This window comes from Cellvibrio sp. PSBB006 (assembly GCF_002162135.1).
GTDB lineage: Bacteria > Pseudomonadota > Gammaproteobacteria > Pseudomonadales > Cellvibrionaceae > Cellvibrio.
On record NZ_CP021382.1, the window covers coordinates 4,696,283 to 4,710,104 of the forward strand.

Here is a 13,822-nt window from a genome sequence, read left to right on the forward strand (position 1 = left end):
TATGGAATATTTATTGATTGATTTTGACAAAGATAAGAATTCTTTCGTGTCTATCGAGGGAGAAGAGCCTTCTTTGATGATGGAAAAGGAAGATGCTTATGAATATTACTTGCATAAATCTAGAAAGTTTGTTGTGAAGCTATTTAACGGGTGGGTTGGGCGCGAAGAAAAAATAGGGAAAATAGTTGATATTGCAGGAAATATGATTTCTATAATTCCAAATCCCGGTAGCAATCATGGCGAATTTAGCATAGGTGGTCTTGTTGCAGGTAATGAAGATTCGTTTAAGTTTGTTGTTATTCCCCAGGGAAACTCACAGGAGTACTATCTAAAATATATTATCTCTGAAGGCGTCTTTGAGGAGGCGGGATTGCAGGTAAGATAACTTCTTTGAAGTTAAGCTGATTAATATAAATATTGGTTGTGACTGATAGTTGATGGAAAAATCTATTGCAGATCAAGTGCTAGAAATAATGCGCAAAGAAGCTCCTAGCCATTTGACCCGTCAAATGGAGGAGGCTGTTCCTCGGCTTCAGTCAGATGATGTGAATGTAAGAGACGCTGTATCAAAAGAAATAAATGGTATGTGTAACGTGAAAGCTCTAGGAGATTTAGATGTTAAATCTGTTTCTTGGAAGGAATGGTTAGGTCTTCTTGAAAAACTAAATAAGTACTCAAAGAGAAAAATTAACAGTTAGTAATCATAATTTTTGGATGGTAATTTCAAAATTATGATCGATAATTTTGAGTGGCTAGGTAAATTATTGTGAACATTAAAAGGTTTAATAATTTCTTTGAAAATTTGGACTGCTCTGATCCTCCGCATGCTCTTATGTTAAATGGTGTTATGGCTGCATCGGAATGGATAGGGAGACTGTCCAGTGAAGGTTTAATGGATCTTAAAAACTCTCTAATAGTTCAACTCAGAGAGCTTTCCGAAAAGCAAAAACTAGAGGTTATTTTTGTTGCTCAAAAAACACGTAGCGTTCAATTATTGGACGTTGTTTCAATCATTAAAAATGAGGGTGATAGTTTGCACTCTGAGAAGGTTTTAATGTATGCAAATCAAACTTTTATGTCTTAATTTTTGTATTGAATCATGAACGATAAGAAACTAATTTTAGGCCTTGAATACCTGATAAACAAATATATTCAAGACGATAGCTATAAGGTTTTATTGGTAGAAGAAATTAATAGAGAAGATTTTCACGGGGCAAAAGGTATATTGCATGAGATAAGAAAAAATGGCTCTGAAATTGATTCGGATGATTTAAAAATCATAAAAGAAATTATTTTCAATTATGGTTAGCATTCTTATACAAGGTGGTACATATGTTCAATAAAGTTATTTCGGTTTTTATTTTGTCTTTGATGTTTATAGGTTGTTCATCCGCTCCAAAAGTAACCGCCCCCAAAGTCGCTGCCGACGCAAAATTCCTGGTCAAGGATTTCGCATTCAATTTAAGCCAGAAAAGGCAGGTCGAAGACTATCCAATCCAGAACGAACTGTCTCAGCTAGTCTATGAAGGCATCGCAGAAGCCCTGGAAAACGATGACATGATGGCGGCTCATGAAGCGAATGCCGTGCCGGTCTCAATTGTTATCAATTACCAGCGTCGCTTTGCCGGTGAGGAGACGCCATTTCCTTCTAAATCGGTAACCAACCCGATAGTGGGCTACAGCATCGCGATTCTGGAGGACGATGAGGAAATAGGGCGCATCACCAAATCGGGGCTGACAACCAACAAAGGATTTCTCAGCAATCTCAAAACCGCTGCAACAATGGGAGCCGGCAATGATGCCCAAACAGAAATGGCCGATGTTCACCGGTTAACCGATGCGATAGTGGCTGAATTAAAGAACCTGCGGGAGTAGGTGAGGACAAAGAAAAAGCCGATTTCTCATCCTTAAGAGGCTCGGCTTTGATGTACCTGCCAGGATCGGAAGCGCTGAGCAGATGAGTGCATCATTCCTAAAGCTGCATAGAGCGACTAGTAGCAAAAGACGGAATAAGTTGTAAGAGATGTCGTACAAATCGCCTGCGTCATATTTGATCAATAGCTGCCATCATCATGCCTATGATTGACAGCGCGTAAAGCACCCAGTAAGGTTCGCAGTACTAGAAAGCATACAGCGGTTTCCGCACCCGTTAGCCTTGCGGTTTTTTTGTGTCCGCGATAAGGCGCTGTCCGTCATTTCTATGGCCGGGTGGAGAGGCGTAATACAATACCCGAAAGGGGAATATGCCCGGAGCTACTGTATGTGCTCTAGTTGACACCCGGCTTCCAACTACTAACTGGACCGATATCAAACTTAAAACATACAGGACGTCATTATGCTCAATCATTTCTTTCCTTCCCTTCTGTTCTCCTGTTCCTTGCTTAAACCGTTTGCCCCTAGTGGAAAGCCGCCGATAAATCTTCACATGGACCTTAAATCCACCAACAGCTAGGGAGCAGGCCATGTTGGATATAAATAATCCGCCAAATCCAGACGATGAACCGCTTTCCATAAAAAGCGAATTTGTAAACCTGTGCGACGAGTTTTCAGCATTCAACAACTACTGCGCCTTCTTCTGCGAATCCGTAAGCCTCCACGCCCTGAGCGGCAAGCCAATGGATAAAGTGAGCGCCCATGGATTGGAGCGTTTTGCTCAAGCACTTCGAGATAAATCCCAGCAATTTGATAATTGGTTGCAGGAGTTGCATGTAAAAATGTAGCGCTTTGGCCTGCTATCGAAGCCCATCTGTACCAGCTGTTACAGATCCCTTGATTTGTAGCGGCTGGTTATAGTTTTACCGATTCATAGTTAAATTAATAAGGAGATTCATAATGTCTGCTTCCAATGAGCGATTGATTGATAGTGCAATCGCGCTCGCCGTAGTAACCGCCTTTTTATACGCATCTGGTACCGCCAAGTTTGGCGGTTATACATCGACGCTCAAGTTGGATGTAAACATGCTGGACCGAAATTTCCACCAGATTTTGTATTCAGGTTTTCTCACCGCTTTTGCTCCAACACTTTTTGTTCTCGCGATCCTTCTTGTTGCTTTCTTTTTGTGCTCACACCTGATTTTGCCCGGCATCATTGACGCGCTACGAGGCAGAATCAGAGCCAAGCGCCGATATATAAGGATTCGCCGCTTTATTTTGGGAAAACGAAAAGATACGCTCATTGAAAAACGCGCAAAGCGCTACACCAACTCTATTGGTGTTTGTATGTTAGTCCTTGTAGCAGCGTTAATTCTGCTGGTTCATATCGAAAGGCTCGGCGTGAAAGATGCCAAGATAGTTATTGCCAAACTTGAAAATGGAGAATATAAGTCTTCAGATTTTATTGAAGTTAATATTGATGGAGAGGTTAAACGCTTGCTTTATCTTGGATGTGGCTCAAGAAATTGCGCTGCTATTGATCCGGAAACAGGAGTGGTAACTTATTTTCCCCAGCGGGTTCACTCATATACGTTTTCGCTTAATAGAAAATCTAGTGATCACTAGCCGGAAATTGTATTCTTTAATGGCTGTTTTATGAGCATTAATTTGATGGGTTACCACTTTACATGGAGATAGGCTAACGCCATGGGAATTACAGACAACTTATACGACATGTACAAGCCGCTCAGAAATAAAATGCGAAGATTGGAAACGAGAGTGGCGTTAATGCAAATTTGGGCATTGATTAAGAATATCAAAGGTGAGGGCGGGCTACCGACCGACTTTCACCATCTGCCCGATGCTTCCATCCGGAAACATGTCTATGAGTGGGATTTGGCACTCCTGGCAAGAGAGGTGATACTTAATGGCGGCAACAGAGGGGATGCCAGTCTCCTGAGATACAGAGATTTTGCAAGCATAATTAATCTCCTTAAGAAGACCACAGAAGCTCAAAGCAAATTGTTCGTAAATGATTCGACTATCCAACATGAAGTTCACCGGGTTGGTCAGCAACAGTTCCCATTTCAGACAGACCAAAAGAAGCTATATCGGTTCTTTAAGATATTCCGGGACCCGGCACTGGAAAAAATTTTTTTCGACGTCACCGGTTTGACGGTCGGCAAGTTCCTTTTCTTGGGGCTAAGTGTTTCTGGAAGCCTCATGAGCAATCCTCGATATAGTATTCGTCAAAGCTTCAAGGATTTTGGTATTAGCGATAAGGAGCGCGATGCATTCTTCCAAAGAGTTGTTGTCGATTTGGGAATATTGAGAGATAAGACAAAAGCGGTCCAGGAGTACAATGAAAACTGGTCATATACTTTCAATCCGCTACTTACTTCACCTCTCGTTATAGATCCGCATGATTCTGGGATGGCGATTTGCCCGATAAGGTCGTACTTCAACAGCAGAATAGGTGAGGGGCTGGTTTTCGATATTTTCAAGAAAAGAAAAGGCAGTGAGGAAGCATACGGCAAAGCGTATGAAGCGTACGTAACATGGGTCACTGATGAACTGATTAACGATCCATCGCTTACGGTAATTAGTGAATCAGAGTATTATGTCGGAAAGAATCTAAAGCATGGATTTGATCTTTACCTTTACGATGATACCTATGCGTTGTTAATAGAATGCAAGGCCAAGCGTTTAAAGCTTAGCTCCAGGTATCAGGGAAAAGAGTCAGCGTTGAATGCTGATCTTCAAGTACTAGCGAAGTCTATTGTTCAGTGTTACAAGAACCTACTGGATATTCTCAACAAGCAGACAAATTGGGATTGCGGTGAGCGTACACTGAGACCCATCGTCGTTTCGTTGATGGAGTGCTATATGTGGATGCCTGAAATGCAGATGAAGCTTGAAAATTTCCTTCTCGAAAAATTGGTTCATCTCGGCATCAATCCAGAAATCATTACGCGGCATCCATACAGTTTAATGTCAATCAGCGAATTCGAAATGTCATTACAGATTATAAATCGGATAGGTCTCCGACAGTTTTTTGCTGATAAACAGGCAGCGAGATTTACCGGTTGGGCAATAGATAGTTTTGTCCATACCAATTATTCCGATCTTATCCCGTCTCTTACCTCAAACTACTTACAGATAGAGATTAACCAATTGATGGAAGAGTTCGCGGGGCCTCAGCAATAAATACTGGCGGAATTCTGTTGTCATGATCGCTTTTGGCGGTGCCTTTAACGTTTGCAGTAGTCAGCCCACAGCCGAGACAACGGCCGATTGTTACCACCGGAGTTACGCTTTTGTAGGAGATTTCCTACAAAAAGCATCGCTTTTTGCCATTGGCGCTTAAAGCATTATCCTCTAATATGCCCCTTTAAATCATCTCTGGGACGAACCGTGACAAAGTTAATAATTGGAAAGGACGCTATCGAAGTAAAGGCGGCGAAGAGAAAGGTTTTGTCGAATTTACGAATGCTCAATAGCCGGATTCAAGGCTTGTGCCGTAGCTCGGCGAGCTTTGACACCTTGTACGCGTTCTACAATGCGAAGGTGGAAGAGCAGCTGAGTATTCTGGCGTGGTTTGAAAAGTTTGATCAGCCTGCACCGCCTGGTGAGTTATCGACGTTAACCGCTGCCGATAGACCCCTGGAATCTTCATGGGCCTGATGGCTCCCCCTCGATCCCCCCCTTATTTTCTTATCATCCAATGTAGGGTAAAGCGCTCCAGCCGCTATACGCTCAGGTGAAATGCTATAGTGCGCGATAACGGCGAATGGCACGTTAATGGGCTTGTGCATCAAAGTGGTGTTTACGCCAGCTCATTGCAGAAAGCCAAAAAATTTATCAATTACATCATGAGGAGACTTTATGTACATCCGTCAATGGGTAGCCGGCGCACTGATATTGTTATCGATGGCAACAGCAGCGCAACATCAACCTTATCAGGACATTAAGCTCAAACAATTTCCAGAACTCCAGCCTCGAACCCTTTCATCGATAGACAACAAGAAACCGACCTACTTGAAATTCTGGGCGAGCTGGTGCAAGCCCTGCATGGAGCAAATGCCGCACTTCGAGAAAACCTATCAAAAATACCGTGATGAATTAAATATTATCGCGGTTAATATCAACATGAATGAAGAGGCAGCGCGCATTGAAGAAGTGATCAAACGCTTTGATTTGCACATGCCTGTCTGGCTGGACAATGAAGGAGCCTTGGGTGTTGCGCTTGGTTTAATCGGAACGCCTTACAGCGTTCTTATTAATCCGGAAGGCAAGGTGTTGTATACAACTCACGAATCCGATGCCGCGCTGGATGTGCGTCTTGCAATGCTCGCGGAAGGAAAATCCGGCGAAAGTGGAGTCACTGCCGAGCCCGTGACTCTTGAGCAAAAAAAGAAACTCCTGGAGCCCTGGGCGCAAGGTGAGCATCTGATATTTTTTACCGCAACCTGGTGTGACTGGTATTTGGCTGATACTCGGCCAGAAATGGCACAACAATGTAAATCAGTCCAATCGGATGTAAACACTTTGTACAAGCGTTTACCCGATATGCCCTGGCACGGGGTTGTCAACCATTTATGGACAGATGAGCAGGCATTAAAGGAGTTTACCCAAAAATATAATATGCGCATTGGCTTTAGCATCGACACATTCGGTGTCTTGTTTAATAGTTTTAAGGTCAGGGATATCCCCACGCTGGTTTGGATAAAAGACGGGAAAATAGTGAAGCGCGTTACGGACTTTGAAAATATTGATGCCGTCGTTGGTGAACTTCAGACGACAGTAAAAAAGAACGGCGAGTCGTGATTTCTCATAGTAATGACAAGTAATGTCCCGCGCCAACAATGTCGTCAATCTCATAATTTAATTTAAAAAATATTTCCAGCCGAGACGAACCGGAACTTATCGCTACGCAATGAGTAAAAGTTACGGTTCGTGAGATCAGCAACATGTTAGCTTGCTCTGTGTTTTGCTAACAAGGCTGAGCTTGAATCGGCGCGGAGGAAAAATCCGCCGCGTCTTACCGGAGGAGCGAATCAATATGAGGATGTTATTGACACATATCGCTCTTTATTAATGGACACAGGCAGGGATATTTCTATGAAAATTTTTATTAAACGTTTATGCGGTTTAGTGGGTTGCATGACGGTTGCCATTTCTCTTCATGTTGGCGCGGCGGAGTTCACGTGTGAGGTTCGCCAGCGTAATTGCCTTTATGACGCCGTGGCAGCGGCCAATCAAACCAGTGAGCCGGATATTATTCGTTTTTCCAAGGGGGTTCATGACTCTGACATGCCTCATACTTTGGGCTGTGCGCCATCTATTGTGGGCGATATAACCATCATTGGTGCTGGCCGCTTTGCTACATACCTGTTTGGGTTAAGGACCTGCGCCTTTTTTCATATCCCTGCTGGAAGCTCACTCACCTTGCGAGATATTCAGATTGCCGGTGGGCAACAGAATGGGCGCAGAGGTAATCCAGGTATGGTGCAACGTGGAGCAGCTGTTTATAACGAAGGGCTTCTTCATATTGAGCGAAGTAACTTTACAAGCAATGACATTGTTGAGAACGATGTTTTTTTATCGGGTGGCGGTGCTATCTACAACGCGCCAGGTGCCACAGCGAATCTGGATGATGTAGGGTTTCATGACAACCGGGTCGGACCACATAACTACGGAGGCGCCGCTATTCTCAATGAGGGCGTAATGACGGTCACGCGAAGCCGTTTTAATGAAAACGGTGGTGAGGGCGGCTACGGTGCCACTATTGCGAATGGCGTGCCGGGTTTTTCCACCGGAGCTTCTTTGCTTATATCAGACTCCGTTATCGAAGATGGTGATGGTACTGGAATCCATAATCACGCCACCTTGGTAGTCGAACGCACCACCATACGCGATGGCGATTCGGCGGAAGGCGGTGGCATTTATAACGGCGGCGAGATGACCCTGCGCGAGAGCGCCATCATCCGCAATCGAGCCATTAAAGGCGGTGGGATTTATAGCGCTGAAGATGCGACCTCGAACGTTATTAACACGACGATTAGCCATAATCACGCACGCGGAAAAGTTGAAGGTAATGGAATAGGGGGTGGTGTTTATAACTATGGTGGCACGGTCAATTTGGCGAATGTGACGATTGCTTCAAATACATCACAAGGTTGGGGGGCTGCTATCGCGGCAACATCCGACTACGAGGGCTCGGCGTACATCTACATGAAGAGCACGTTGATTGTTGGACATCCGAACCCGGTGCCCTGTTATGATTTCGGTCCCAACGATTTACCGAAATTATTCCTGGTGGAAAATAACCTCATCACCGAAGAATCGAATTGTTATGCGCCCTCGGCATCCGATATCGTCGTGCCTGAGGCGACAACCTTCACCGAAGTTATCGGCCCCTTGGGCGACTATGGCGGCTCCACTCCAGGTTACGCATTACTGCCAAGCAGCCCGGCGATTGATAACGAAGAAAACGTCTGCACGGATTTTGAGGGTTTTCCAATCCTGATTGATCAGCATGGCAATGCCAGAACCGGTTGCGATATAGGTGCGGTCGACTCCACTGTTGAAACGCCTCCGGTAGGGCTTCAGCTGCTACTAACTGACAATCAAACAGGTATCCAACCCGGCTCAACGAGCACCATGATTTTGGTCATGTTGTCGCGTGCCGATTCTACTAATCCATTCGAACCTATTTGGGATGTTAACCGCAGCACACTTCGATTAGGCTCAGCTGGCGCCACGCCTTTCAAATATACTCGAATAGACCTTAATGAAGATGGCATCCACGATCTGGTGATGAGATTTAACATCAACGAAACCGGCCTTGCTTGCGGTGACACAACAATTGATTTGCAAGGCACGATAGTTGGCGGCGCTGAGTTTGTTGCCAGCGCCGACATTACGACGGTTGGTTGTGGTGAGTAGTTAGTATTGTGTTCATCTCAGGGAGGAGATGAAAAAAGGAGCTTTTTGCCATTGCTGAGCTTACGCCGGCATAATCTAATTCAACAATTTTAAAAGACGTGCTAGTTTTTCGCCAGCCTCATTATGCATATAACGTTTCCGCGTTCTCATTGATTGTTCGCGTAGGAAGCTGTGAGTTGGCGAATGAAAAATGGCTCAGTGAACCCCATACCTGCTCGCTTCCTATCAGAAATATGCGGTCCTTTGCACGTGTGACGGCTACATTAAGTAAATTTGGTTTGCTTGAGGCCCACGTTGCTGCCCCTTTCGTTTCAAATGATGCGCCTAAAACGAGAAGGACCACTTTTTCTTCCTTGCCTTGAAAGGTATGTACGGTACCGACTCGCCCTCTCAACCAGTTGCTAAATTGGTCCTTATCTACAGTGGGCTGATGGAAATTCCGCTTTAAGAAAGATAGCAATTGGGTTGTTACATCTTTAAATGGCGAGATGATGTAGCAATCTGGCAGCTGGCCATTGTGTTGATGGTAGCGGTAGAGCAGCTGAAGTACAAATACCCCTTGTTCTGCCACGTAGTGTTTTCCGGTTACCTCGCCATACACATCAAACCAGCAACTATTTCCCCAAATGAATTCACCGCGCTCAACGACATCGTCAGATCCATGAATCATCTTATTGTTATAGGCGATCTCATTGGCAATGGTAAACATGGGATCTTTACACCGCCGATGAACCCTGAGCGGACTTCCCAGCCAAAATTCTTGTGAGATTAGGCGAGTACCATAGGGATTAACTTCGTCGGCAACGGTTTGAACTGAAGCGATAGTTGGAGACCAATAATCCCAATCTTCCCCTAACAACTTTTTCCCAAAATACTCAACGAATTCTGGTGGTGTTGTAAATACAGGTTCAACCTGGAGCGGATCGCCGACAACAACCACTCGACGACTTCTCATTACAGCGCCAACGGCTTGCTGAGGTGTAGCTTGACCAGCTTCATCAATAAATAGCCAGCCAATATCTCCCCCATGTAACTTGGAAAACTGGTTTGCAACCGAGGCGAAAGCAGAAGACACTACAGGAATTACCATAAAGAAGCTTTGCCAGACTATTTTGGCGTGCTCGTAATCCTTAATATTTCCTGTCACCAGATCATTAAAGATGTTTACGTTGCTTGAAAAACAGCCTTCATAACTCGCCACTAGCCATGCTTGGTGAAGGTTGAACGCTTTAATAGTTAATTCTGATCGTGCTTTATTTAGTGCTCTACTATGACCAAATGTGCTCCGCTGTGTTTCCTTGCATTCAAGGTTATCCAGGTTACAACCGAAGGTTATACCATCGTGCTTTTCGTAAAGCGCTTTGTTCTTTTCTTTATCTTGTAGAATTGAAGCATTTAATCGAAACCATTTTGTCTCAAGCCTTTCTATTTCTAATTTCTTATGTTCGACCCTAAGCCTGAAGGCTTTAATCAATGTTATTCTGCGGCACCATTTTTTGGTTCGAACAATGGAAGTTTTCTTCATTTCCATTTTTGACAAGAAAAATTTTGTGGCTAGTATCCGTTCTTTAAGTTGGCTAATTTCAGAAGCGATCCTATCTCTTTCCTTCTCAGCCTTGACAATTGCCTCCAGGCAGGAAATTTCAGAAATACAGTATTTGACATTTTTCTCCGCTTGTAAAAATTCTTTCTGTACAGCCTTAAAGTTAATATGCACATCACCGCATGATTTAATCAGCGCCTTGATTGCCGGAACCAGTGTGCTGTAGTTTTTGGATGATTCATCAATATGATTAAGCGACTCAATTTTAGAAAACTGAATCTTGGCTCCGAACGCCTTGCGATTATCCGAGTTCCCAAGTGCTGCTGATACCAGCCCCCAACAATCATCATCTTCTGCCAGTGGATGTATGTTGTTTTTATCATCGTGCTGGGCTGCAAGCTTTTGTGCGACGGGCTTTAGATAATTCAAATTGCCAAACTCTTTACCTACGGCTCTACTTTGAGGTAACTCTTTGGATATATTTTCAACAGCCGAATTATTGTTGGAAACCACCACCATCTCGTATCCAGCTAACTCTGGTATAAGTCGCTTCACGCCCCTCCGGACATTGCCGCCAACTTTAACCGTGATATCACCAAGAAATGCTGAATGTGGATGATCCAGGCCAGATATGATCCGTGCACGATTGACGATATTATTTGCTACCAGATCTCTCAGCATGGTTGTTTTCCCCGTACCGGGAGGCCCATTAACCGAATATAACCCTTGGTCATTCAAGTCTTGATCAATGGTATTGATAGCAAACTGCTGCATCAGACTCATTGAGTTCGCTGAATCAGATGGCCAACGTCCTAGTGGTGTATTGGGCAACAAAACATTACTGCGAATAATTTTTTCACCCTCTGGGCTGAGAAGGTCAGGGTTCCGCTTATCAGTACTAGATAAATACGTAAGAAGTGGTGAAGATACGTCTAACTTATCTTGTTGAACCAGATCACGGGCGCGTTCCAAATCACGCAAAAAGAAACTGTTGAGAATGGAAACCTTAAGCTCATCGTCGGTAATATTTTTATTCTCGAAATGATTGTAGACTGGTTCTTCTTCAACACTGCTTATATCCTCATAGACTGCCAGTTCATTCGAGAGCTGTTGAAGTTTTAAGACACTCTCAGCGGTAATATACGTATTCTGTGGTGGTTGAGATTGATCCCTGGCCAGGGGGTTAAGCTTGATAATGATAGCTGTGTCCTGGTGCTGCGGTTCAAACCCTGACCAGTCACCGAGGATTTTTAGAATTTCTACAATCTCAAAAGTTGTTAATGTGTGCGGGAGATTGATGCTCTCTTTTAAATTGGACGCCAACTTTTCGAGAGACTGAAATTTATGCAGGAGTTTCTCACACTCTTTTTCAAAATCATCAAATCGAATATTGTCGATATTTCCTTGTATAACTTGCCCTAACGCCCATGGAGCGGTCGACATCTCCAGTGTGTCAAGAAGTAGCGATCCTTCCTTGCTCAGTTTGAAGCTTGCGACGCAGGTTGAGCCTGCTTCCGATTTTCGCTCCTCCCAATCAACACGTCCTTCGTCCCCAAAATAATTTTTAGCTTGGTCGAAGAACTCACTATTCTTGAATATTCCAAGGTACAGGGTATAGGTATACTGGCGGTCAGGTTTATACCCACGGCCAGCGCGCCGGATGTTTTCCCGATTAAGCCAAGGGAGACAGTTCGGATCACTGGCTAAAACATCCCCACTATAATGAATGACACCTTCTTTTCCGTTCCTGAGATCTTTGAGATCAATACAATTAAAAAATTCAATTTGGTGCCAATAGCTCAATATGTTAATCGCGCGCTGTTTGTTAAAGCTCATCCTGGATTTTTCCTTCTCTAGGTCCGAATCGCTACACCTTCTTCACAAATATAGACTTCAGCATCATTGGCCCTATGCCGTCAATGCGGCAGTCAATATCGTGATCGCCGTCTACCAATCGCAAAATTTTTACTTTAGTTCCCACTTTGACCACCGATGATGATCCTTTAATTTTCAGATCCTTAATGACGGTAACAAAATCCCCGTCTGCAAGTGGATTGCCATTGGCATCGCGCACTTGTAAGCGAGCTTCATTTTCATCACCAGTCTGTGATTCTGGTGACCATTCATGCGCGCATTCCGGGCAAATCAGCAGTACTTGATCGAGATAAACGTATGGCGAGTTGCACTTTGGGCAGGGTGGTAGTTGAGTCATGAATAAATCTCCGGCGGAAATTGAGAATTAAAAGTTTTACATCTGAAGCCTGCGACACAACCGATTTTACTCAGGCTATCATCCGGCGATTATCCTGGTGCTGTCTCTGGAAAAAAAGCATTGCTGTAATTCATTCCTTCCTGATCTTCTTCAACAAAGCCACCCGCTGCTGATGGGTCAATCTATTCAATTCCAGCAATAACTCCGCTAGGTCATCCTCCGGACAATACAGGTACGCCATCGGCACATTCAGGATATCGGCAAAGCGTTTAGCGGTGTCCAGGTCGGGCAGGTGCTTGCCGCGTTCGTAGTGATTCATGCGTGGGCTTGCGGTGAATTCGTCCAGCCCGGCCTGGATGCCGAGTTGTTTCTGCGATAGGTCAGTCTTTTTCCTCGCTTGTGCCAGCCGGGTGGCAAACAGCGTTTGGTGCGTCATGTGCGACTGTCTCTTAGAAAAAATGGGACTAAGAGATTCTTAGTTTTTGGGTTGACGCGATACTAAGGATTACTTAGCATTGGGCCTGCTAGTTCACCTACCGGCTATTGGGCTGGGGCTTTCCCCAGTCATTTTTTACAGGGGTGGCGTTTTCGCCAGGGTATGTTGTTGAAGGATGTTGTCAGGTCAAAAGTGTGCCGTGTGGGCGAGTCATCCGGCTTTTCTTTGCGGCGCTTTATTCGCTGGGCCGCCATGGTGGATAAAACGCTACTGCTTAAAGTCCTGGATGCGCTCCAGACAGAGCTGGATGAAGAAGAGCGCAACCTGCGCGAGGTGGCCGAGTTGGTCCATTGTGCCATGTTGCATCACGAGTTGCGCCAGCAATGGTGTCTGCGTTGTGCGCAATTGCGAGCGTATTACCGGCGCCGCGAGGGCGCCGGTGTGACGCGTCGTGGCAAGGGCTCGCAAGGTCAGCCATAACAAGGACCGTAAGGAGTGGTAATGCAGTTGCAGGATGCAATCAAAGCGAAGATTTGTATCAATCGACTAACAGCGAATTATCCCTTGGGGGATTTTGTGCAATGGGTGGAGCGTGAACAAATCAGCTTGCCGTTGTTAATGGTGTTGTTGGAGCGTATCCAGAAAGAGCTGGATGCGGAAGTCACCGCGTGCGGGCAATTAATGAATCATTATTGGTGTTTGTATTGTGGTCAGGTGCGGGCGTATTACCAGGCTATCATTCGCGAGCCAGGTCGTGAGCAGACGTTATCCTTTTTGTTGAAGGAGTAAGTATAAAAATTTTCCCACTATT

Annotated in this window: 16 protein-coding genes; 13 read left to right on the top strand and 3 right to left on the bottom strand. The window is 44.7% G+C overall.

Going from position 1 to position 13,822, the window contains the following annotated elements; genetic code table 11:
* Position 1 precedes the first annotated feature (1 nt).
* The 11 genes from CBR65_RS19480 to CBR65_RS19535 all read left to right on the top strand — a co-directional run bounded on the left by CBR65_RS19480 (position 2) and on the right by CBR65_RS19535 (position 8,820).
* Entirely contained in the window at positions 2–385 is a 384-nt protein-coding gene (locus tag CBR65_RS19480) for a hypothetical protein (protein ID WP_087468398.1), read from the top strand.
* A gap of 52 nt (positions 386–437) precedes the next feature.
* Positions 438–698, top strand: coding sequence for a hypothetical protein (locus tag CBR65_RS19485; protein WP_087468399.1), 261 nt, complete (start codon positions 438–440; stop codon positions 696–698).
* A 68-nt stretch (positions 699–766) separates the two neighbouring features.
* On the top strand, positions 767–1,084 hold the full coding sequence (locus CBR65_RS19490) for a hypothetical protein (protein WP_087468400.1): 318 nt from the start codon (positions 767–769) through the stop codon (positions 1,082–1,084).
* Positions 1,085–1,099: 15 nt separating this feature from the next.
* Positions 1,100–1,309, top strand: coding sequence for a hypothetical protein (locus CBR65_RS19495; RefSeq protein WP_087468401.1), 210 nt, complete (start codon positions 1,100–1,102; stop codon positions 1,307–1,309).
* Between the two features lie 23 nt (positions 1,310–1,332).
* Positions 1,333–1,875, top strand: a complete 543-nt coding sequence (locus CBR65_RS19500; RefSeq protein WP_087468402.1) for a hypothetical protein — start codon at positions 1,333–1,335, stop codon at positions 1,873–1,875.
* 587 nt (positions 1,876–2,462) lie between these two features.
* On the top strand, positions 2,463–2,720 hold the full coding sequence (locus CBR65_RS19510) for a hypothetical protein (RefSeq protein WP_087468404.1): 258 nt from the start codon (positions 2,463–2,465) through the stop codon (positions 2,718–2,720).
* A gap of 112 nt (positions 2,721–2,832) precedes the next feature.
* On the top strand, positions 2,833–3,498 hold the full coding sequence (locus tag CBR65_RS19515; RefSeq protein WP_087468405.1) for a hypothetical protein: 666 nt from the start codon (positions 2,833–2,835) through the stop codon (positions 3,496–3,498).
* Positions 3,499–3,579: 81 nt separating this feature from the next.
* Positions 3,580–5,079, top strand: coding sequence for a hypothetical protein (locus tag CBR65_RS19520; protein WP_087468406.1), 1,500 nt, complete (start codon positions 3,580–3,582; stop codon positions 5,077–5,079).
* 267 nt (positions 5,080–5,346) lie between these two features.
* On the top strand, positions 5,347–5,556 hold the full coding sequence (locus tag CBR65_RS19525) for a hypothetical protein (protein WP_157672162.1): 210 nt from the start codon (positions 5,347–5,349) through the stop codon (positions 5,554–5,556).
* Between the two features lie 201 nt (positions 5,557–5,757).
* A complete protein-coding gene (locus CBR65_RS19530; protein WP_087468408.1) occupies positions 5,758–6,699 on the top strand; it encodes a redoxin family protein in 942 nt (313 codons plus the stop codon).
* Between the two features lie 294 nt (positions 6,700–6,993).
* Complete coding sequence (locus tag CBR65_RS19535) at positions 6,994–8,820, top strand: choice-of-anchor Q domain-containing protein (RefSeq protein ID WP_087468409.1); 1,827 nt, start codon at positions 6,994–6,996, stop codon at positions 8,818–8,820.
* A gap of 121 nt (positions 8,821–8,941) precedes the next feature.
* On the opposite strand, the gene CBR65_RS19540 is transcribed toward CBR65_RS19535, so the two are convergent.
* From CBR65_RS19540 to CBR65_RS19550, 3 genes are all read right to left on the bottom strand, one after another.
* The gene (locus tag CBR65_RS19540) at positions 8,942–12,199 is read right to left on the bottom strand and encodes a DEAD/DEAH box helicase (protein WP_087468410.1); all 3,258 of its coding nucleotides are present in this window, start codon (positions 12,197–12,199) and stop codon (positions 8,942–8,944) included.
* A gap of 31 nt (positions 12,200–12,230) precedes the next feature.
* The gene (locus CBR65_RS19545; protein WP_087468411.1) at positions 12,231–12,575 is read right to left on the bottom strand and encodes a zinc ribbon domain-containing protein YjdM; all 345 of its coding nucleotides are present in this window, start codon (positions 12,573–12,575) and stop codon (positions 12,231–12,233) included.
* Between the two features lie 130 nt (positions 12,576–12,705).
* A complete protein-coding gene (locus CBR65_RS19550; RefSeq protein WP_087468412.1) occupies positions 12,706–13,011 on the bottom strand; it encodes a helix-turn-helix domain-containing protein in 306 nt (101 codons plus the stop codon).
* Positions 13,012–13,212: 201 nt separating this feature from the next.
* On the opposite strand from CBR65_RS19550, the gene CBR65_RS19555 reads away from it, so the two are divergent.
* Positions 13,213–13,491, top strand: a complete 279-nt coding sequence (locus CBR65_RS19555) for a hypothetical protein (RefSeq protein ID WP_157672163.1) — start codon at positions 13,213–13,215, stop codon at positions 13,489–13,491.
* Between the two features lie 21 nt (positions 13,492–13,512).
* Positions 13,513–13,800, top strand: a complete 288-nt coding sequence (locus tag CBR65_RS19560) for a hypothetical protein (RefSeq protein ID WP_087468414.1) — start codon at positions 13,513–13,515, stop codon at positions 13,798–13,800.
* The last annotated feature ends 22 nt before the right edge of the window (positions 13,801–13,822 follow it).